The organism is Piscinibacter gummiphilus (assembly GCF_002116905.1).
Lineage (GTDB): Bacteria > Pseudomonadota > Gammaproteobacteria > Burkholderiales > Burkholderiaceae_C > Rhizobacter > Rhizobacter gummiphilus.
In genome coordinates, this window is the sequence record NZ_CP015118.1 from 6075053 (window position 1) to 6096226 (window position 21174).

A 21174-nucleotide genomic window follows, 5' to 3' on the forward strand; every position below is an offset into this window, starting at 1 on the left:
GAACACCATGATCCAGCATCCGGCCTCGCGGCCGCGTCTTGCCGGCGCGCTGCTGTGCGCGTTCGCCGCCTCGGCCCAGGCCGGGGACCTCTGCCCACGCACTGGAGACCGTTCCGCGTGGTGTCCGTCCGCCGTGTTCGGCCAGGTCGGCCTGGGCCAGGATGTCGCCGCCGTGGTGGCCGGTGCCACGTGGGCCTGGCGCTGGACCCGCGCGTTCGACGTGGGCGAGGCAACCGGCCACTGGGAGGCGTCGTTCGGGCGCTGGGAGGGACTCGGTGCCAACGGCGGTTCCGCGTGGGTGACCCAGCTCGGCGTGACACCCGTGCTGCGCCTGCACCCGAAGGCCTGGGAGCACGGCCTGTTCGCCGAGGTCGGCATTGGCGTGAACCTGCTCGCGCCCGTCTACCGCAGCGAGGACAAGCAGTTCAGCACCGTTTTCAACTTCGGCGACCACCTCGCGGTGGGCCGGCGGTTCCCGAGCGGCGCCGAGCTGTCCCTGCGGATCCAGCACTTCTCCAACGCGGGGATCCGGCATCCGAACCCGGGCGAGAACTTCGTGCAGGTGCGGTATGCGTGGCCGCTCAACCGATCAGCAACGCCTCGTACTCGCCCCTGAACTGCTGCAGCGAACTCGCCACCACCGTCACCGCTCCGTCGACGAGGCCGCAGCGCCCGCTGCCGGGCAGCAGGCCGCAGAGGTTCTCGAGCGCGGCGAGGTCGGCGCGCACGCCGCGGCCGGTGTCGATGCGGTTGAGCAGCCGGGTGAGCTGGTAGGTGCCGCCCTTGCACGGGGGGCACTGGCCGCACGAGCCGTGCGAGAAGAAGTCGACGTACTCGGCGACCTTGCGGACGATGCTCGTGCCCTCGGACACGACGATCATCGCGCCGGTGCCCAGTCGCGAGCCGCGGGCGCGCACCGATTCGAAGTCGAGGGCGACGTCGAGGTGGTTTTTCGTGAGCAGCGTGTTCGACGGGCCGCCCGTGAACACCGCCTTGAACGCCCGGCCCATCAGCAAACCGCCGCCGTGGTCGAACACGAGCGCGTCGAGGCGGGTGCCCATCGGCAGTTCGTACAGGCCGGGACGCAGCACGTCGCCCGACAGCGAGTAGAGCTTGGTGCCGCTCGCGTCGCCCAGGCCCAGGTTCCGGTACCACGCGGCGCCGTGGCGCAGGATGCCGGGCACGTGGGCGAAGGTCTCGGTGTTGTTCACCAGGGTGGGTTTGCCGTGGACGCCACTCTGCGCGGGATAGGGCGGCTTGCGGCGCGGGAACGGGAAGCCGCCCTCGACCGTCGAGATCACCGCGGTCTCCTCGCCGCCGATGTAGAGGCCCGAGCTGGGGACGAGTTCCAGCGACAGCGAGCCCCCGATCGCGGCTTCGACCGGGGCGAGGTGCCCGAGGTCCCGCCATTGCCGCACGGCCTCGCCCACGGCGGCGATGGCCTGCTTCTCGTGGGGGTTGACGTACAGCACCACGTGGTTCGCCCCGGTGGCCACCGCCGCGATGAGCGCGCCTTCGATCACCGCGTGCGGCGTGTGTTCGAGCAGGAACCGGTCCTTGAACGTGCCGGGTTCGTCCTCGTTGCCGTTGCAGATCACGTACTTGTCCCCCGCGGGCCCGGCGGCCACCGGCGCCCACTTGCGGTGGGTGGGGAAACCGGCGCCGCCCATGCCGCGCAGGTCCGCGTCGGCGATCAGCGGGACGATGGCCCGCGGGTCGCGCGCGGCGTTGGCGAGTCCTTCGCCACCGCCCAGCGCGAGCCAGGCCGCGAGGTCGGCGCCGACCCGCGCCTCCGGTTTCATCAGCACCTGGTTCAACGTGGGGTCCATCGCATGCCCCTCAGCGAATGCCGCCGACGCCATGGGCCGGCATGCCGGCGCCCAGGCCGGCATCGGCGCCCAGGTCGAAGTGGGCGTAGGTGGGGAAAAGCTGGGGCGCCTTGACGTCGAGCGGCAGGCCCGCCAGCGTGAGTTCGCGCTGCCAGGCGTGCACGTGGCCGATGCCGGCCCGGCCCCACAGCGTGCCGCCGTCCGCCGGCTGCGCCGCGGCCGCGGCGCCGGCGCGGCGGCCCACGCTGACGATGTCGAGCAGCGCGTTGCCCATCAGCCGGTTGCGGCCGTGGATGCCGCCGGCGAGTTCGCCCACGGCGTAGAGGCCCGGCGTGCCGGTGGCGCCGTGCCGGTCGATGGCGACACCGCCGTTCTGGTAGTGCAGCGTGGGATACACGAGGAAGGGCTCTTGCGCCGCGTCGTGGCCGCACTTCTTCGCGAGGTGGCGGAGCGTCACGAGGCGCTTGGCCAGGATGCCGGGGTTCGCCTTTTCGAGCGACGGTGTGTCGAGGAAGACCCCGACCTGGCCACCCCGCTCGATGCCCCGGCCCTCCGCGCACTCGCGCAGGATCGCGGCGGCCACCACGTCGCGCGGCTGCAGTTCGTCGACGAAACGTTCGCCCTCGCCGTTGATCAGCGTGGCGCCGGCGGACCGCGCCGCCTCCGAGATCAGGCCGCCCGCGAGGTGGCGGGGGTACGCGATGCCGGTCGGGTGGTACTGGAACGAGTCGAGCTCGCGCAGGCGCGCGCCGATGCGGTAGGCCAGCACGAGGCCGTCGCCGGTGGCGCCGTAGTGGTTGGACGTGGGGAACTGGTTCAGGTGCAGCCGGCCGGCGCCGCCGGTGGCCATGATCACCGAACGCGCGCGGACCAAGACGAAGCAGCGCCACTCGAGGTTGTAGACCACGGCCCCGGCGCAGCGGCCATGGTCGTCGGACAGCAGCTCGACGACGGGGCAGCGGTTCCACAGCGTGATGCCCGGCTCCAGCTCGACCGCCTCGCGCAGCACCCGCATCATCTCGAGGCCGGTGTAGTCGCGGTACGAGAGGATGCGCGCGGCCGTCGCGCCGCCCGGCTTCTTCCGCAGCAGCTTGCCGCCCAGCGGCCGGTCGTCGTCCTCCAGGTCGAACATCATGCCCAGCTCGATGAGCCAGCGGATGACGGCGGGGCCATCCATCGCCATCTGGGCCACCAGCTCCGGCTCGCCGCAGAAGTGGCCGGCCCGCAGCGTGTCCTCGAAGTGGCGCTGGGGGCTGTCGTCCGCGCCCACCGCCGCCTGGATGCCCCCCTCGGCCATCACGGTGTTGCTGTCGCCCAGGCGCAGCTTCGTCGCGAGGATCACGCGCGCGCCGTCCTTCGCGGCCGTGAGCGCCGCCGCGCAGCCGCCGCCCCCGCCGCCGATGACGAGCACGTCGGTGGTCACCAGCTGGGCGCCGGCGATGTGGACGTCGTCGATCAGCGCGTTGGCCTGCAGGTGGGCCGCGAAGTCGGGTTGGCAGGGGTCGCCGCGGTTCACCCCGACGGCGAGGCTGACCCGCGCGCGCGGCCCGTGGTCGGGGTGGTAGCCCTTGAGCAGGTCGGGGACGGACACCTCGTCCGCGCGCTTCGGCGGGGTCGCGCCCACCTGCCAGCGCTGGCGCGCGAGGTCGTAGGGAATGCCGGAGGCCATGGTGCCGCCCGCTCAGACCGGCGGACGCGCACCGGGCGCGTCGAAGTCGATCGCCGGTTCGCCGCGTTCGATCTCCTGCAGCCGGCGCAGCAGGTCCGACGGGCGCAGCGAGCGCGAGGCGAGCATGCGCCGCACGAAGAGCCCGAGGTGGTTGGGCCGGATGTGTTCGGGACAGGCCAGCGTGCACAGGTTGCACATCACGCATTCGTCGAACACGTGGGCGGACGCGGCCATCTCGCCGGCCACGGCCTGGTTCACGCCGCGCTGCACGTCGAGCCCCTTCGGACAGGCGCGGTCGCAGCCGCCGCAGTGGCGGCAGTGCTCGGCCTCGGGGAACACCTCGCCGATGCGGGCGAGCGCGTCCCAGCTGTCGCCCAGCTCGTCCATGCGGTAGCGGTGGCGGGCGGCCGGGGTGAAGTACTCGAGGAAGGCGACCTGCATGCCCTCTTCCACGAGGGTCTCGCAGGCGAGCGCCGTGCGCACCTCGGAGTCCCCGGTGCGCCGCACCAGCACCCGGCACGAGCCGCAGACCCCCTGGCCCATGCAGCCCACGCCTTCGACCAGCGTCTGCCCCGCGGCCACCATGGCCTGCAGGATCGAACTGGTGGCCGGCACCTGCAGTGGGCAGCCTTCGACACTCAGCTGGACGATCGGATCGCTCATGCGCCCTCCCTCGTGATCACCAGAACCCGAGCACCTTCCACCACGCGCCACCGATGAAGGTGAAGACGAGCAGTTCCAGCACGCTCATGATGAAGCCGACGCGCCACCACACGCCCAGGGTCACGTAGCCGCTGCCGAACACGATCGGCGAGGTGCCGGTGGCGTAGTGGGTCAGCGTCATCATGATGGTGGAGCCAGCCACCATCATCAGCACGAAGAGGCCCACGTACTCGGGCGGCAGCAGGTGCACGCCCACGGTCAGGAAGGCGAGCATCATCGCGCTGACGTGGGCCGTGGTGCTGGCGAACAGGTAGTGCGAGTAGACGAAGGCCAGCACGAGGATGGCCGCGGTGCCGCCCCAGCCGATGCCGCTGGCGGCGATGGTGTCGCGCATGCCCTCGGAGAACCACTTGATGACCCCGAGCTTGTTCAGCTGCTCGGCCAGCATCACGAGGGCGCCGAACCAGATCAGCGTGTCCCAGGCCGCCTTCTCGGACAGCACGTCGTCCCAGTCGATGGTGCCGGTGATGATCAGCGCGAACACGCCGAGGAAGGCGACCACGGTGGGGTCGAGGTTCCAGGCCGGGCCGAAGATCATCTCCGGGACGTTCGCCCACAGCACCAGCAGCAGCCCGAAGGTGCCCATCATCACCTTCTCCTTCGGTGACACGGGGCCCATGCGCTTCAGTTCGCCGCGGGCGTAGTCGATGGCGTCGGGGGTCTGCTTGAGCTCCGGCGGCGACAGCAGGTAGATCACGAGCGGCATCGCCAGCAGGCACAGCAGGCCGGGCACCACCATGCACAGCGCCCAGGTGGTCCAGGTGAGGCTGATGTTCGAGTTGGTGGCCTTGGCCACGTAGTCGATCACCAGCGGGTTCGGGGCCGTGGCGGTGACGAACATGCCCGAGGTGATGGTGTTCGCGTGATAGTTCACCAGCGCCAGGTACGTGCCGACCTTGCCTTCGGTGCCCTTTTCGGGATCCGAGTCGAACGCGTTCGCGATCGACTTCATGATGGGGTGCACGATGCCGCCGCCGCGGGACGTGTTGCTGGGCGTGAACGGGGCCAGCACCAGGTCGCAGATGGCCAGGCCGTAGCCGATGCCCACCGTGCGCTTGCCCAGCACCGAGATGAACATCAGGCCCATGCGCTGGCCGAGGCCGGTCTTCTTGAGGCCGCGGGAGATCAGGATGGCCGCGACGATCAGCCAGATGAGCGGGCTGTCGAAGCTGCTGAGCGCGTCGGCGATCGCGCCCTTGGAGGTGTTGGACGTCACCTCCGCCAGCGAGACGATGACGATGGCCATCAGTGCCATCACGCCGATGGGCATCACCTTCAGGATGATGGCGACGATGGTGGTCAGGAAGATCGCGACCAGCGTCCACGCCTCGGGCTTGAGCCCCTCCGGCGCGGGGATCAGCAGCAGCACGACGAGCACCACCGTCGTGATGATGGCCGGGATCAGGCGGAAGGGCACCGCCCCGTTGAAGTAGCGGAACATCGCCGTCAGTTTCGCGAGCATCCGGGGCTCCTCTTCGCGCGTGGATGCCGGATCTTGCGACTTGCGGGAGGGTGCCGCAACTGCACCTTCGGGCAATTCCCGGGGGGCGGACACCCGTGCGGTCAGCGCCCCTTCGCCCGTGCGCCCAGCACGTTGAGGAGCCCGCCGGTCGCGATCGTCAGGATGCCCAGGACCGACAACGGGCCAGGCACCTCGCCGAAGAGGACGAAACCCAGCACCACGGCCCAGACGAGGTGGGTGTACGTGAACGGCGCCGCGGTGGCCGGGCTGATGTGCTCGAAGGCCTTGATGAGCAGGAAATGGCCGAGGCCGGTCGTGAGGCCGAGGCCCACCATCAGCGGCACGTGCCCCGGATCGGGCATCACCCAGCTCGGCTGCCAGGTGAAGGTCGTCACCACCAGGCCCACCGAACCGAGGATGAAGTGCGTGGTCAGCGGATGTTCCGCGCCGACGAAGCGGCGGGTCATGATCTGATAGAGGCTGTAGCACACCGCCGAACCCAGCGGGAACAGCATGCCGGCGTTCATCCCCGCACCGGGCCGGACGATCAGCAGGACCCCGGTGAAGCCGGCGAGCACGGCGATCCATGAACGCAGCGGCACACGCTCCTTCAGCAGCGGCGCGGACAAGGCCGTCACCAGCAGCGGCGCCAGGAAGTTGATGGCCGTGGCCTCGGCGAGGCGGATGTACTTCAGCCCGTTCATGAACAGGAAGGTCACGGCCACGAGCAGCAGGGCCCGCAGGACCTGCGCGACCGGCTGGGACGTCTTGACGAGGCGCAGCCCCATCGCCGGCCCGAACACCACGAGCATGAGGCCCGCGTGGGTGGCGTACCGAACCCACAGCAGTTCGGTCACGGGGTACGTGCCGGCCAGGTGCTTCGAGAGCGCGTCGTAGGTGGCGAAACACACCATCGCCGCCAGGACACACAGCGTGGCCCGCGTGCGGGGGGCGAGGCCCGCCGGGAGTGCCTCCGGCCGGCTGCTCACTGCCAGATCCTGTAGACCCAGAACGCCTCGTCGTCGCGCGTGCGCCGGCGCAGCTCGTCGGGTGCGAAGCCCGTGATGCGCTTCGATTCCCGGCACATGTGCGACTGGTCCGCGTACCCGGACTCCACCGCGAGCTCGGCCATGTTGACGGCCTGGTGCTGCGGCGCCGCGAGCCCGTCGAGGAAGGCCCGCTCCGCGCGGCTGATGCCCCGCAGCGAGCGCAGGGGCTGCCCGGTCCACTCCTTGATGCGCCGCTCGACCTGCCGCGCGCTGCGGCCGAGGCCGGACGTGGCGGCGCGCATGGCGATGGCCTGCGTCCAGTCGTGGTACCGGCGGCCCGGAGCGGACGTCTCGGGGCGAGCGGCCTGCCACAGCGGGTCGAGGAAGTCTTCGAGCAGGGCGACGCGCGTGTCGTCGTCCGGCGCGGCCAGCACGTCGCGGCACATCCGGCACCAGGCCTCGGGGAGCAACTCGTGCGCGTCGGCGAAGCGGTTGACGAGGTCGGCGGGTTGCACGCCCGTCAACGCGCGGAACGCATCGGGCATCAGCATGAGCATCATCCCGTGGCCAGGACCCGGGTTCCACGACAGCGAGGGCCGGTCGAACGGCCCCGCGACGACGATGCGCGAGAGCGGCGCGGCCACCGCGGGGCCACGCGGCGCGGCCGAGAACGGCTGCACGTGGCACTCGCCCTCGAAGAACCAGCTGATGCTGCACAGCGGCGTCAGCGGGAAGTAGTTGTACCGGGCCTCGTCGGGGAGGTCGATGCCGGTGGTATCGCGGCTGAAGACGGCCCGGACACAGGACGCCAGGGACACCCGGGGCAGCCAGAGACGATTCACCGCGTCGGACAGGGGCACGGAACGTTCCATGGTCGGAGTCTAGGGCCTCGTCCGGACCTCGCATGTCGAAAACGTTCAAGACGGCCGCCGCCGCACACGCCGAACATCGGCGGCATGGACACCCATGCCACCACCTCCATCGCGCCCCCGCCCTCCCGCGACGGCCGCCCGCCGGGCCCGTCCTCGCGGTGGTTCGGCCTGCCCCTGCTGGCCGAGCTCCAGCGGGACTACCTCGGGTTCACCAGCCAGCTCCGGGCGCAGTACGGCGACCTGAGCTACGCGCGGGTCGCCTTCGAACACGCCTACGACGTGTTCTCCCCGGAACTCGTGCGCGAACTGCTCGTGGCGAACGCGGACGGGCTGAAGCGCTGGGAGCGCGGCCTCGAGGTGTTCGAGCAGCTGATGGGGCAGAGCGTGCTCGTCACCGAAGGCGAGGTGTGGCAGCGCCAGCGGCGGATGCTGCAGCCCGGCTTCTCGCCCCGGCGCGTGGCCGGCTACGCCGCGCTGATGAGCGATGCGGCCGCGAAGGGCCTCGACGCGGCGCTGCCCGCCGCCTCGCCCGCAGGGCAGGTGGACATGGACAGGCTGTTCACGGGCCTGGCCATGGACGTCATCCTGCGCACGCTGTTCAGCAGCGAGGCGTCCGAAGAATCGGCCCGGGCCGTCGGCGCCGTCCAGGTGGCGAGCGAATTCGCGTTCCGGGAGATGTTCCACCCGATGACCCTGCCCGACTGGCTCCCGCTGCCGGGCAAGGCGGCCAAGCGCCGCGCGCTGCGCACGCTGAGGGACCTCGTCGACGGTCACATCGCCAGGCGGCGCGTCGCGGGAGCGGCGGAACACGACGACCTGCTCGGCATGCTGCTGTCGGCGCGCGAAGAGACGACGGGCGAGGGCCTGTCGGCGCAGGAGGTGCGCGACCAGTGCATGGTCACCTTCCAGGCGGGCCACGAGACCACCGCCACGGCGCTGCTGTGGTGGAGCCGCCTGATCGCCGGCGACGCCGAGGCGCTGGAGGGAGCCCGGCGAGAGGTCGACGAGGTGCTGCAAGGGGAGACGCCCAGCGCCGCCGACATGGCGCGGCTGCCGTGGCTCACCGCGACGCTGAAGGAGGCGATGCGCCTCTACCCGCCCGTCCCCGCGCTGATGTCGCGGCGGACCACGCGGGAGATCCAGCTCGGCGAGTGGCGCATCCCCAAGGGCGCGCTGGTGCGCGTGACGCCGTGGGTCATCCAGCGCGACGGCCGAAGCTTCGAACACCCGGACCGGTTCCTGCCGCAGCGCTTCGCCGCCCCGGACGACAAGGCCCCGCGCGGTGCGTGGCTGCCCTTCGGCACCGGACCGCGGGTGTGCATCGGCCAGCACTTCGCGATGCTGGAGATGACGGTGATCGCGGCGATGCTGCTGCAGCGCTACCAGCTGGGGCTGCCCCAGGGGGCGCCGGCGTGCGAGCCGGTGATGCACGTGACGCTGCGGCCCAGGAACGGGGTCACGCTGAACCTGCGCCGCCGCGGGCCGGCACGCACGGAACGACCATGACCTACCACTTCCAATGCCGATGCGGCCGCGTCCGCGGTCTGCTGAGCCGCCCGGAACTCGCGCTGCGAGGCCTCTGCTACTGCAAGGATTGCCGGGCCTACTCGAACCACCTCGGCACCTCGGCGAAGACACACGACGCCCACGGTGGCGCCGAGTTCATCGCGACCCAGGCCAGGCATGTCCGCCTGTGCGAGGGCACGCGGCACCTTGCGTGCCTGTCCCTTTCCGACAAAGGGCTCTTGCGCTGGTATGCGGCCTGCTGCACCACGCCGATCGGCAACACGCTGAGGAACTGGAAGGTTCCGTACGTCAGCCTGGTCCACACCTGCCTGAAACCCGATCCTGCCGCGTTCGAACGCACCTTCCCGCGGCTGCAGATGCGGGTGAACACGGGCAGTGCCCGGCAGGCGCCGCCCAGGCTCGCCTTCAGGACCTTCGTCTCGCTCGCGGGCTTCGTTCCGGGAATCGTCGTCAGCGGGCTCACCGGCGCCTACAAACCGAATCCGTTCTTCAAGCCGCCGGGCGAGCCGCTGGTTCCGGTGACCGTGCTCTCGACGCAGCAGCGAGACCGCGCCTACCGTGCCGCGTAGGCCCTTGATCCGTATGGGGAACTAGCGCTGCAGCGTGCCGAACGCGTAGCCCAGCTGCACCTGCGTCAGCGCCGCGGCCTGGTCGTCGCTGCGCAGGGTGCGGAACTGGCCCACGCCGGCCCGAATCCTCAGCCCTTCGGTCAGGGCCCATTGCGCCCATGCCTCGAGCTGGGCGACCGCCCCGCCGCCGACCGCGACCCCACCACCACCGGCCGCCCCGACCAGGCCTTCGGCGCCGAGGCGCAGCCCGCCCCACATCGGATCGCTCTGCACGCCGAGGCCGAACAGCCCGAAGGAATACGCCCCCGCCCGGCCGAGCGCGGCGCTGCCCGCCTGCGCGACACCGTAGACGCGCGGCGAGAAGTCGCGGGCCATCACGAAGGCGAGGTGGGTGACCGACTCCTCGGTGCCGTCCTTGAACCGCATTCTCGGGATGTGCATCACGCTGGCCCCGAGCTGTTGCACGCGCACCGTGCCGCCAGCATCCTCGCCGGACGGCAGGGGCACGCGGTCCAGCGGCAGCGCGAGCGCGGCACGCACGAACCGCGCGGTGTACTCGCCGGACGGCGCGTGCGTGACACCCGCGTCCAGCCGCACGGTCGGGCCCCACGGGGTGATCCAGCGCAGGTTCGGTCCGGCGCGCAGCAGCCAGCCGTTGCCGGTGTCGACGTTGCCGCCGCCACCCAGACCCAGGCCGGCCTGGACGCCCGCGCGCAGCCGCGGGGTTCCGAACACGGACCAGTCCTGCCCCACCTGGCCCAGCACTTCCATGTACCCGTCCACGCCCCCCTGCGCCGCACCGGCCGCCTCGATGCCCCACCAGCGCCCATCGGCACCGTACTGCCGGAGATCTGCGCCGGCCTTGCCGACCGCGCCGGTGTAGGGTTTCCCGGACCGGTCGCGGCTCGAGGCGCTCGGGCGTTCGCCACCGGCCGTCAGCGCGATCTCGTCGAAGCCCAGGCCCGTGCGCCGGTCGGCGTGGGCCGACCGGCCCGCGTCGCTGCTGGCATGCCCGGCGAAATCGAGGTACCGGCCCACCGTGACCGCGAGGCCCACGTCGCCCTTCACGTTGCCGCTGGGGAACCGGATCTGGGAGAACCCCACGCCGCCGTACCAGGCGCCGAACCGGGTGCGCAGGGACAGCTCGGGCCGCAGCATCAGCCCGCCGCCGAAGCGCATGTCCTCGCTCGACAGGCCGCCCCCGGCGCCGACGTAGAGGCCGGCGACGACGTTCGTTTCCTCCGAGAGGCGCCAGCGCCGTTGCCCGGTGAACCCCACCGTGAAGATCCCGCCATAGTTGCCCTTGGCCGTGCCGTACACGCCGGGCCCGATGGACCAGGCGTCGTCGATGGCCACCAGGTAGTTCAGGGACGCGAACGCCGTGTGGCCGCCATCGGGCATCACCATGGGGGTCCAGTTGAACTCCAGGGCGGCGGGGCGGACCTCGAGGTTCGATGGCGAGGGGACTGCTTCGGGGGCGGCCAGCGCAGCGGCGGGCAGCAGGGCCACCAGCGTGGCGATGCGACGGATCATTTCTTCGGGGACTTCTTCGGGACGGCCCCGGGGCGGGGATCGACGATTCTGCCGCCGCCCGGCGGGCGCTCGGGACATGGAAACGCCCGATGCGTGCGCAACGCACGAACTCCGCCGGCGCTTGACCCTCAAGCGGCTTGAGGTCCTACCGTGAGGTCCTGGGCGCGTTGCCCCGGAACAGGAGACACGGCATGAGACCTTGGAAGGTGGTGGTGGGTGCGGGAGCAGCATGTGCGGCGTGTTGCGCTGCGCCGCTGCTCGGGGGCGTGGCAGCCTGGGCACTGACCTGGAGCGCGGCGGCCACGGCGCTGGCGTCCCGGGCCGGCGGACTCACGACGCTGGCGGTCCTGCTGCTTGTCGGGGCTGGCCTGGGCGCGGGGTTCCTTGTGTGGCGCCGGCGGAAGCAGCGTGCCGCGGCGGCGAGCGCATGCGGCTGCCCGCCGGGCCGCTGCGGCGCCGCGGGCTAGCATGGCGGCATGACCGCGAAACTCTCCATCGGCTTCGTCGCCCGGCAGACCGGCTGCACGGTGCCCACCATCCGCTACTACGAGGAGATCGGCCTGCTGCCCCCGGCGGGCCGCACCGAGTCGGGACAGCGGCACTACGACGACGCGACGGTTCGCCGCCTCGCGTTCATCCGCCGGTGCCGCGACTTCGGGTTCTCGATCGAGCAGGTCCGCGAACTCGTGGGGCTGGTGGACCAGCCGGACCGGCCCTGCGTCGAGGCGCGCGATATCGCCGCGGGCCACCTGGCGCAGGTGCGCCGAAAGCTCGACGAGTTGAAGGCGCTGGAGGCGAGCCTCGCGGGTTTCGTGGTCAGTTGCGACACGGCGTGTGGGGGAGGAGCGGCCGTCGACTGCACGATCCTCGAGGCGTTGGCATGTCCTCCACCGGCGACCGACGTCGAACCGCGCGCCCGTTGCTGCGCGCCGACTTGACACACCCGGGGCCTGGCGGGGCTCACTCCGAATCCGAGATCGCCATCCGGCCGAAGGCGCAGAAGATCACGAAGTCCGAGTACCCGTGAGCCGATGAAAGCGTCTGCGTCGCGTTGTCCGCGATGTTGTCGTTCTGCACGAAGTGAACGCATTCGTGCAGGGCGACCACCATCTGCTTGCGTGTCCCCACGGGCCCCTCTGCGCCCGCCAGGTACCGCGGGTTGAAGAAGCAGCCGTCGGGGAAGGCCGCGGACGGTGCGGGCTCGCCGGGCTTTCTCGGCGTGGTCAACGTGAAGGCATGCGCTCCGTCGAATTCGGGCACCGGGCCTGCCGGGTCGTGGAACAGCGTGTTCGCCTGGGCCAGGTGCCGGACGGCGCGTTCGTAGACGTCGTCCACCACCCTCAGGAAATCGGCAATCGACTTCACGGCCTGGTTGGTCTGGCCCGGCAGCAGCGGGCTGTTCTTCGGAAACACCGGCAGGCCGAAGCAGGCCCACAAGGCATCGAACGACGGCATGATCCCGGGCGGCAGGGGCAGCGTCGGGTGCGCATGAAACTGCATCATCGCGCCCAGCCGCCGGCGAGCGAGGTTCACGAGGGCTGCCGCGCCGGGAGCCCGCGTCATCGCGACGCCCGCCGGAGACAGGTTCGACGGGGCCGACACCGGCGCGCCGATCAGGGCCGCCCGCGCGCCGGCAGGCGGCAGGGGGCCGTTCGGGCGGCGCCGGTCTCCTGGCACCGAGGCCACCGCCTTCGCCCGGGCCCCCGCGACGTGGACCACCGGCCGGCACTGCCGCTCCTTCTCGACCAAGGCCTTGTCGAGGGCGTCGATGGTCATCTTGCCGACGATGTCGTCGGCCTGCGTCTGGTAGCTGCGGTTGATGATGCGGCGCCTCTTCTTGAACGAATGCACCGCGGCGGCCGTGCTCGGGCCATACCGCTGCAGCCGCCGCTCTTCCGGGACGCAGCGCAGCCCGTCGATGACGAAGAGGGCGTCCTGCACCTTGTTCACGAAGGGCCCCACCGTGCCCTCGGTCAGATGAGCCCGGTCATGGAGCAGGCACTCCTGCAGGCGACGGTCGTCACGGAACATCTCGGATGCGAGGGACATGGCTTCCTCCGATGGGTCGAACCCACAGCACGCGCTGTCAGCGCCGAGGCGCGAGCACGCCAGGAAACTGTAGGCACGCCCGGCCGGCGAGGCATCCCCATTCGTGGGGGCGACTGAAGGGGGTACCGACGGAAAGCCAACGCGGCGAGCACGCACTGCAGACGCTGCATCCGCGAAGGCCGCACGGCCCCTCCGACGGTGGGGTGGCCGCGCGCGCGCCGGGGCGGACAATGGCGGCACCTTGAAGATCTCCCATCGCCTCGTCCTCGCCGCGCTCGGCCTCGTGCTGTCGACCGCAGTCCACTCGTCCCCGCTGGAAACACTCTACGAATCGCAGGACGCGGACGCGTTTTTCGCGTCGGCCGTCCCCGCGGCGGAAGCCGGCGACGCAGAGGCGCTGTTCCTGCTCGGCAAGGCCCACCACACGGGCCAGGGCACGCCGAGGGACCTCGAGCGTGCCGCCGGGTACTACCAGCGCGCGCGGCAGAAGGGTTCGGCCCGGGCGACCCACAACCTGGGCCTGATCGCGCTGGACGACGGCCACAAGACCGAGGCCATCACCCTGTTCCAGGAGGCCTTGAGCGCCGGCCTCAAGCTGCCCACGCTGCGCAACCTCGGCCGTGCGTACGCCCCGGACCACCCCAGCTACCGCGCGCTGCTGCAACGTCCCGTCGAGGCCGCCGGCCGGTCCGGCGATGCCTATGCCGAGGCCTACCGGCTGACGTCGTCGGTGAACGACGCGTTCGACGCGTCGTCCCAGTACTACCGCGCCTGGTTCTTCGCCCGCCACGCGATGCCGCGCGAACACGAGACCTTCGACCACGCGGCCCTGCGCGAACGCGCCGTGCGGTGGCTGCGCATCGGCATGGACGGTGACCTCGCGCCCGCCTGGACCAACTACGGCGTGCTGCTGATGGAGGAGGGCGATTTCGAGGCCGCGCGGCCCGCGCTCGAACGCGGCGCCGCGAAGGGCGTGCCCGTGGCCCATTACCACCTGTCGGGCATGGCACGCAACCGCGACGAGGCCCTGGACCACATGGAGCGCGCCGCGCTGCTGGGCCTGCGCCAGGCGCATCGGCCCGCGCAACAGCAGCTGCAGGACCGCTATCAGGACGAGACCGACCTCGACGTGCTCGCCCGGGCCGTGGAACGCATGGATGCGCTGCGCGAGAAATCCACCGAAACCTTCGTTCCCCGCTCACTGGCGCAGCGCCTCGCCTGGGGCCGGTTCGTCGCCGGTGTCGCGGCCACCGCTGGCGTGCTGCCCGACCGGCCCGTGCGGCTGCGGGCGTGCGGACTCGACCTCGTCCAGGTGTACGGCGACACGTTCAACCTGGGCGCGAACAGCGCGTGGCGGCTGGTCACCTACACCCGGTTCGACGAGGCCACGGAAACCGGCGTGACGGGCCGCGTGGACCCACGCGGCTGCGCGACGAGCGCCGGAGACCTGCCCCCCTCGGTGACCACGGCCTTGCGCGGCGGGGCCGTGCTCGCGCTGCATTTCGTGAACTTCACGCTGCCGCTGGCGGCCACGGTGGAACCGCGGCGGGTCGTGCTGAGCCTGGGGCCTGTGGACGGGCCGCGGCCGGAGTGACCGGCACGAGCCCGTCCGGGTCAGGCCGTCAGGGTTGACCGCGCGCCTCCAACACCCGCAATTTCTCGACCCATCAAGCAGGTGGTGCGACCGGCGATCACGTCACACTGCCCCGATGTCCCTCGCCGTCCTCCACAGCCGCGCCCTCGACGGCCTCGGTGCGCCTGAAGTCACGGTCGAGGTCCATCTTGCCAACGGCCTGCCGCTGTTCACGCTGGTGGGACTCGCCGACACCGAGGTGCGTGAAGCGCGTGAACGCGTGCGGGCCGCACTCATCAACTGTGGACTGACCTTCCCACACAACAAGCGCATCACCGTCAACCTCGCGCCGGCCGACCTGCCGAAAGAGTCGGGGCGGTTCGATCTGCCCATTGCGCTGGGCATCCTCGCCGCCAGCGGGCAGATCGATCTCAAGCGTACCGAGGCATTCGAGTTCGCGGGGGAGTTGTCGCTCGCGGGAGACCTGCGGCCCGTGCGCGGCGCGCTGGCGCTCGCCCTCGCGTTGCGGCGCGGCAGCGGGTCGGGGCGGGCGCTGGTGTTGCCGGTGGACTGCGCGCGCGAGGCCGCGCTGGTGGAGGGGCTCGTGATCCATGGGGCGCGCCATCTGCTCGATGTGGTCGAGGCGTTCCGGCCGGCACCGTCCGACACGTTCGTCGAGGCGCTCGCACGCGCCTCGCCGGAGCCCGTTGTTCCGACCGGCGCCATCCCCGACCTGCGCGAGGTCAAGGGCCAGGCCGGCGCCAAGCGGGCGCTGGAGATTGCCGCGGCCGGCCAGCACAGCCTGCTGATGGTGGGGCCGCCGGGCACCGGCAAGTCGATGCTCGCGTCGCGCTTCGCCGGCCTGCTGCCGCCCATGCCCATCGAGGCCGCGCTCGAATCCGCGGCGCTGCTGAGCCTGCACGGCAGCTTCACGGCCGAACGCTGGCGGCAGCGGCCGTTCAGGGCGCCGCATCACAGTGCGTCGTCGGCGGCGCTGGTCGGGGGCGGGTCACCGCCTCGGCCCGGGGAAATCTCCCTCGCCCACCACGGGGTTCTTTTTCTCGATGAGCTCGTCGAGCTTCGTCGCGATGCCTTGGAGGCACTGCGCGAGCCTCTGGAAACAGGCCGCATCGTGATCTCGCGCGCCGCGCGGCAGGCCGAGTACCCCGCGAGGTTCCAGCTCGTGGCGGCGATGAACCCTTGCCCTTGCGGGCACCACGGCAGTCCGCTGCGCTCCTGCCGCTGCACGCCGGATGCGGTGCAGCGCTACCAGTCGCGCCTGAGCGGTCCGCTGCTCGACCGCATCGACCTGCAGGTGGAGGTGACGGCGGTGCCGCCCGCGGCGCTGGCCGCGGCGCCCGACGGAGAGACCACCGCGACCATCGCGGCCCGGGTGGCGCTTGCGTTCGACGTGGCGGTGGCCCGGCAAGGCGTGCCGAACGCCCGGCTGGAAGGTGACGCGCTCGATGCCCACACGGCGCTGGATGACACGTCGTCCGCCTTCCTGCAGGCGGCCTCGGCGCGCCTGGGTTGGTCGGCACGCACGCACCACCGCGTGCTGCGCATCGCCCGCACCATCGCCGACCTGGCCGGCGAAGCCACGCTGCGCACGCCCCACCTCGCCGAGGCCATCCAGCACCGGCGCGTGCTCAGCGGCGCCTGACCTCCGCGGGCGGCACCAGCGAGCGCCCACCTCGGGTCAGCGACTGACCCGGTGCACGAACATCACACCGCGCAACAGGCCGGACAGCACCACCATGGACTTTCCATGGCCCGCACGACCGGCCCGCCAGCACGGAGCGAACGGTTTTCCGTTCCAATGCGTTTCAGACCGCACGGAAACCCGCCGCCATCGGCACTTCCCCCCAGGTCTGGAACCGTCTCCACCCTGACACAATGCACCGGTTCCGGCATTTTCCGGGCACGTTCCATGCATCGGAAGCCCCCGTCGCGGGCCTCCGCGCTGTTGTTCTTTCTTCCTCTCGTGAACCCGCCGTCCCACCGTTTCCTGACCGCGCTCCTGCTGTTGCCGATGCTCCTGCTGTTGCCGATGCTCCTGCTGCTGGCCGCGGGCACCGCACGCGCGCAGGGCACCGACACGCTGCGCAAGATCAAGGAGACGGGCACCATCAACCTCGGCCACCGCGAGTCGTCGGTGCCGTTCTCCTACTACGACGCGCGCCACCAGGTGGTGGGCTACTCGCACGACCTGATGCTCAAGGTGCTCGACGCCGTGAAGGCCGAGCTGGGCTTGCCCGCGCTGACCATCAAGCTCGTGCCGGTGACGGCGCAGAACCGCATCCCGCTCGTGCAGAACGGGGCCGTCGACCTGGAATGCGGGTCGACGAGCCACACCATCGAACGCGCGCGGCAGGTGGCGTTCTCGGTGTCGATCTTCGTGGTGGGCACGCGGCTGATGACGGGCCGCCACTCGGGCATCCGCGATTTCAACGACCTGCAGGGCCGCAAAGTCGTGATCACCGCCGGCACCACCTCCGATCGCCTGCTGCGCACGTTCAACGAACGCAACGGCGACCGCTTCACCATCGTCACGGCGAAGGACCATGGCGAGTCGTTCCGGCTGCTCGAGATGGGCCAGGTGGACGCCTTCATGCTCGACGACGCGCTGCTCTACGGTGAACGCGCCAAGGCGCAGAAGCCGGAGAACTGGGTGGTGGTGGGCACGCCGATGTCGTCGGAGGTGTACGGCTGCATGCTGCGGCGCGAGGACACCGAACTCAAGCAGATCGTCGACCGCGCGCTCACCCGCCTGATGACCACGGGCGAGGCCCTGCGCATCCACACGAAGTGGTTCCAGCGTCCCATCACGCCGAAGGGCCTCAACCTCAACTGGCCACCGTCGGACGACCTGCTGGAGCTCTACCGCGTGCCGACCGACAAGCCCCGGGGATGATGGACGAGACCCCCGCCGACACGGCGCCCCCTCCCGGCCCCTCCCTCGCCGGGTGGCCGGCCTTGCGCCGCCTGCTGCTCACGCTCGCGATCCTGTGCGTGGTGGTCGGATGCGGCTGGGCGGGCTTCACGGTGGCCGAGCGGCAGGGCATCGCCACGCTGCGCCAGGAATCGAACCACCGGCTCGACCTGTTCTCGTCGGCGGTGGAGGGCGTGATCAACCGGCTCGAGCACGTGCCGGCCACCATCCAGCTGAACCAGGACGTGCTGCAGCTGCTGCGCCACCCGCGCAACACGGGACAGCGCCGCGTCACCAGCGACTACCTGCGCCGCCTGAACGCCCACCTCGGCAGCATGTCGGTGTTCGTGCTCGACGACCGCGGCATCGTGCTCGCGTCCAGCAACGTCGACGTGCCCGACGACAGCCGCGTCGGCGAGGACCTGTCCTTCCGGCCGTACTTCCTCGAGGCGCTGTCGGGCCGCGTGGGGCGCCACTTCGCCATCGGCGTGCACGGCAACGAACCGGGCTACTTCGTCTCGCACCCCATCCGCGACGGCGCGCGCGTGGTGGGCGTGGCCACCATCAAGATCGGCCTGCACGCCATCGACAAGACCTGGGAGATGCTGTCGTCGCAGGCCGTGCTCGCCGACACCAACCAGGTCGTGATCATGTCGTCGCAGCCGGAGTGGCGCTACACCTCGCTCGCCGACCTGACCCTCGACCGGCGCGTGGACCTGCAGCTCTCTCGCCTCTACAACAACCGGCGCATCGACCGCTTCCCGCTCGTCGTGCAGCTGTCCGTCGACGAGGACAGCCAGGTGATCGAAGGCGTGCTGCCCGTGGGCCAGCCTCACCACCACCGCGCGCGCAACCCGGAGATGCTGGTGCTCGGCCGTTCGCTCGACGGCATGGACTGGCGCCTGATGACGTTCACGGACCTGCGTCCCACGCGCCGGCAGGCCGCGGTGTACGGCTTCATGTCGGCGGTGGCCGCGGCCTTCGTCGTGCTGCTGGCCCTCTACCTCGCGCAGCACCGCCGCATCCTGCGCCAGCGCCACCAGGCCAAGCGCATGCTGGAGGAGGTCAACGCCGCGCTCGAACAGAAGGTGGCCAGCCGCACGCAGGACCTCACCGATGCGAACGACCGCCTGCGCAAGGAGGTGGTGGAACGCGAGCGCGCCGAGCTGACGCTGCGCAACGCGCAGGGCGAGCTGGTGCACACCGCGAAGATGGCCATCCTCGGCCAGCTGGCCACCGGCATCACGCACGAGCTGACGCAGCCGCTCGGGGCCATCCGCACGCTCTCCGGCAACGCGTCCGAGTTCCTCAAGCGCGGCGACCTGAACTCGCTCTCGGGCAACCTCGGCATCATCGCGCGCATGGCCGACCAGATGGGCAACATCATCCAGCCGCTCAAGGGCTTCGCACGCAAGTCGTTGCCGGTCGCGGTGACCACCGACATCGCCCATGCGGTCGGCAACGCGCTGTTCCTCTACGGGCCGCGCATGCGCAAGGAGGAGGTCGACGTCGACAACCGCTGCGTCGCCGGCCAGCTGACCGCCTTCTGCGACCCGAACCGCCTGGAGCAGGTGCTGATCAACCTCGTGGGCAACGCCATCGACGCGATGGGCGGCGGGCCGCCGCGCACGCTGACGTTGCAGGCCTCGGCGCTTCCCGACGGCGTGCCGCCGCCCCACCTGCCCGCCGCCGCGTGCCCCACGGGCTGGGTGCGCGTGGACGTGCTCGACACCGGCACCGGCTTCGCCGGCGGCACGGCCGACCACCTCTTCGAACCGTTCTTCACCACGAAGGCCAATGGCCAGGGCCTCGGCCTGGGCCTCGTCATCTCCCGCGACATCGTCCGTGAATTCCACGGCGAGATCGAAGCCGCCGACCGCCCCGAGGGCGGCGCCCGATTCACCCTCTACCTGCCCACCGGCCCGGTGGACCCCGACCATGCTGCCTGACCTCTCCGTCCTCGTCGTCGAAGACGATCCCCACATGCAACTCGGCTGCGTGCAGGCGCTGCAGCTCGCCGGGCTTTCCGTGCGCGCCGTGGACTCGGCCGAAGCCGCCACGCCGCTGATCGCACCCAGCTTCCCCGGCGTCGTCGTCACCGACATGCGCCTGCCGCGTGCGGACGGACTCTCGCTCGTGCGCCACTGCCGCGAGCAGGTCGACGCCGAGCTGCCGGTCATCATGATCACCGGCCACGGCGACGTGAACCTCGCGGTGGAGGCGATGCGCAGCGGCGCGTACGACTTCATCCAGAAGCCCTTCTCGCCCGAGGTGCTGGTGGAGGTGGTGCGCCGCGCGCTCGAGAAGCGCGCCCTCACGCTCGAGGTCGCCGCGCTGCGCCAGGCGCTGTCCGACCGCAACGCCATCGAAGGCAAGCTGGTGGGCCGTTCGGCGCAGATCCAGAAGGTGCGTTCGCTCGTGTCCGAGGTGGCGAACTCGCCCGTCGACGTGCTGATCCACGGCGAGACCGGCACCGGCAAGGAACTCGTGGCCCAGGCCCTGCACGACCTGTCGTGCCGCAAGTCGCGGCCGTTCGTGGCGCTCAACTGCGGCGGCGTGCCCGACAACCTGCTCGACAGCGAACTCTTCGGCCACGAGGCCGGTGCCTTCACCGGCGCGCAGCGCCGCCGCATCGGCAAGATCGAGTACGCCGACGGCGGCACGCTCTTCCTCGACGAAGTCGAGAGCATGCCGATGGCGATGCAGATCAAGCTGCTGCGCGTGCTGCAGGAGCGCAAGATCGAGCGGCTCGGCTCGAACCAGAGCGTGCCGGTGGACGTGCGCGTGGTGGCCGCCACGAAGGACAACCTGCTGCAGCGGGCGCAGCAGAACACGTTCCGCGCCGACCTGTACTACCGGCTGAACGTGGTGAACATCGAGGTGCCGCCGCTGCGCGAACGCCGCGAGGACATCCCGCTGCTGATGGAGCACTTCATGCTGATGGCGTCGAGCCGCTACGGCCGGCCGCATCCGTCGGTGTCGGACGACCAGATGCACCGCCTGATGGCGCACGGCTGGCCGGGCAACGTGCGCGAGCTGCGCAACGTGGCCGACTGCGTGGTGCTGGGCATCGGAAAGGACGGCTTCGGCCTGGAGCCTAGCGCCGATGGGGCCGAGGGCGAGTCCGGGCATTCCCTCACCGAGATGGTGGAGGCCTTCGAACGCGCGCTGATCTCGGTGGAGTTGAGCCGCCACGGCGACAACATCGCCCACAGCGCGAAGGCGTTGCGCATGCCCAAGACCACGCTCAACGACAAGATCCGCAAGTACCGCCTCTTGTGAAAGAGGCCGCCGCCGGATTCCCGATCCGGCGGCCATGACGACCCACGGAATCTCGTGCAGGTTGTCACACCCGAGCAGCAGCCATGCTGCAGTGCCGCACCAGCAGCGGGCACACGGGTCATACCCGTTCTTCCTATGACGGCGGTCATGCCAGCCACGATGCTG

The 21174-nt window shown here is 70.9% G+C and carries 17 protein-coding genes; 9 read left to right on the forward strand and 8 right to left on the reverse strand.

The genetic code is table 11. From position 1 onward, the window contains the following. Positions 1-7 precede the first annotated feature (7 nt). Positions 8-616 (forward strand): acyloxyacyl hydrolase, encoded by a 609-nt coding sequence (locus A4W93_RS27845; protein ID WP_085753708.1) that lies wholly within the window; start codon positions 8-10, stop codon positions 614-616. Here the strand turns inward: A4W93_RS27845 and A4W93_RS27850 are convergent. The 6 genes from A4W93_RS27850 to A4W93_RS27875 all read right to left on the reverse strand — a co-directional run bounded on the left by A4W93_RS27850 (position 582) and on the right by A4W93_RS27875 (position 7544). Then, positions 582-1829, reverse strand: coding sequence for a complex I 51 kDa subunit family protein (locus tag A4W93_RS27850; protein ID WP_085753709.1), 1248 nt, complete (start codon positions 1827-1829; stop codon positions 582-584). The genes A4W93_RS27845 and A4W93_RS27850 overlap by 35 nt on opposite strands. 10 nt (positions 1830-1839) lie before the next feature. Then, the gene (locus A4W93_RS27855) at positions 1840-3498 is read right to left on the reverse strand and encodes an FAD-binding protein (protein WP_085753710.1); all 1659 of its coding nucleotides are present in this window, start codon (positions 3496-3498) and stop codon (positions 1840-1842) included. Between the two features lie 12 nt (positions 3499-3510). Then, positions 3511-4149, reverse strand: a complete 639-nt coding sequence (locus tag A4W93_RS27860) for a 4Fe-4S dicluster domain-containing protein (protein ID WP_085754354.1) — start codon at positions 4147-4149, stop codon at positions 3511-3513. A gap of 28 nt (positions 4150-4177) precedes the next feature. Further along, positions 4178-5683, reverse strand: coding sequence for a DASS family sodium-coupled anion symporter (locus A4W93_RS27865; RefSeq protein ID WP_085753711.1), 1506 nt, complete (start codon positions 5681-5683; stop codon positions 4178-4180). A gap of 101 nt (positions 5684-5784) precedes the next feature. Continuing rightward, complete coding sequence (locus A4W93_RS27870; protein ID WP_085753712.1) at positions 5785-6672, reverse strand: DMT family transporter; 888 nt, start codon at positions 6670-6672, stop codon at positions 5785-5787. Then, positions 6669-7544, reverse strand: a complete 876-nt coding sequence (locus tag A4W93_RS27875) for an AraC family transcriptional regulator (protein WP_085753713.1) — start codon at positions 7542-7544, stop codon at positions 6669-6671. The genes A4W93_RS27870 and A4W93_RS27875 overlap by 4 nt, the downstream gene beginning before the upstream one ends. An 84-nt stretch (positions 7545-7628) precedes the next feature. Between A4W93_RS27875 and A4W93_RS27880 the strand changes: the two genes are divergently transcribed. Beyond that, positions 7629-9050, forward strand: a complete 1422-nt coding sequence (locus tag A4W93_RS27880) for a cytochrome P450 (protein WP_085753714.1) — start codon at positions 7629-7631, stop codon at positions 9048-9050. Then, entirely contained in the window at positions 9047-9640 is a 594-nt protein-coding gene (locus A4W93_RS27885) for a DUF6151 family protein (protein WP_085753715.1), read from the forward strand. The genes A4W93_RS27880 and A4W93_RS27885 overlap by 4 nt, the downstream gene beginning before the upstream one ends. 21 nt (positions 9641-9661) lie before the next feature. Here the strand turns inward: A4W93_RS27885 and A4W93_RS27890 are convergent, their stop codons facing one another. Continuing rightward, positions 9662-11173 carry a hypothetical protein gene (locus A4W93_RS27890; RefSeq protein WP_085753716.1) on the reverse strand — a complete coding sequence of 504 codons (1512 nt, stop codon included), beginning with the start codon at positions 11171-11173 and terminating at the stop codon, positions 9662-9664. Between the two features lie 476 nt (positions 11174-11649). Here A4W93_RS27890 and A4W93_RS27895 point away from each other — a divergent pair, with 476 nt between their 5' ends. Further along, positions 11650-12111, forward strand: coding sequence for a MerR family transcriptional regulator (locus A4W93_RS27895; protein ID WP_085753717.1), 462 nt, complete (start codon positions 11650-11652; stop codon positions 12109-12111). A 22-nt stretch (positions 12112-12133) separates the two neighbouring features. Here A4W93_RS27895 and A4W93_RS29950 read toward each other — a convergent pair whose 3' ends face one another. Next, on the reverse strand, positions 12134-13222 hold the full coding sequence (locus A4W93_RS29950) for a peptidoglycan-binding domain-containing protein (RefSeq protein WP_099960005.1): 1089 nt from the start codon (positions 13220-13222) through the stop codon (positions 12134-12136). Positions 13223-13463: 241 nt separating this feature from the next. Between A4W93_RS29950 and A4W93_RS27905 the strand changes: the two genes are divergently transcribed. The 5 genes from A4W93_RS27905 (at position 13464) to A4W93_RS27925 (ending at position 21009) form a co-directional block, all read left to right on the forward strand. Then, positions 13464-14816 (forward strand): SEL1-like repeat protein, encoded by a 1353-nt coding sequence (locus A4W93_RS27905; RefSeq protein ID WP_085753718.1) that lies wholly within the window; start codon positions 13464-13466, stop codon positions 14814-14816. A 115-nt stretch (positions 14817-14931) separates the two neighbouring features. Continuing rightward, positions 14932-16458, forward strand: coding sequence for a YifB family Mg chelatase-like AAA ATPase (locus A4W93_RS27910; RefSeq protein ID WP_085753719.1), 1527 nt, complete (start codon positions 14932-14934; stop codon positions 16456-16458). Positions 16459-16827: 369 nt separating this feature from the next. Further along, on the forward strand, positions 16828-17709 hold the full coding sequence (locus A4W93_RS27915) for a transporter substrate-binding domain-containing protein (RefSeq protein ID WP_085754355.1): 882 nt from the start codon (positions 16828-16830) through the stop codon (positions 17707-17709). Continuing rightward, on the forward strand, positions 17706-19676 hold the full coding sequence (locus tag A4W93_RS27920) for an ATP-binding protein (RefSeq protein WP_099960007.1): 1971 nt from the start codon (positions 17706-17708) through the stop codon (positions 19674-19676). Before A4W93_RS27915 ends, A4W93_RS27920 begins: the two co-directional genes overlap by 4 nt. Beyond that, entirely contained in the window at positions 19666-21009 is a 1344-nt protein-coding gene (locus tag A4W93_RS27925) for a sigma-54-dependent transcriptional regulator (RefSeq protein WP_085753720.1), read from the forward strand. Before A4W93_RS27920 ends, A4W93_RS27925 begins: the two co-directional genes overlap by 11 nt. The last annotated feature ends 165 nt before the right edge of the window (positions 21010-21174 follow it).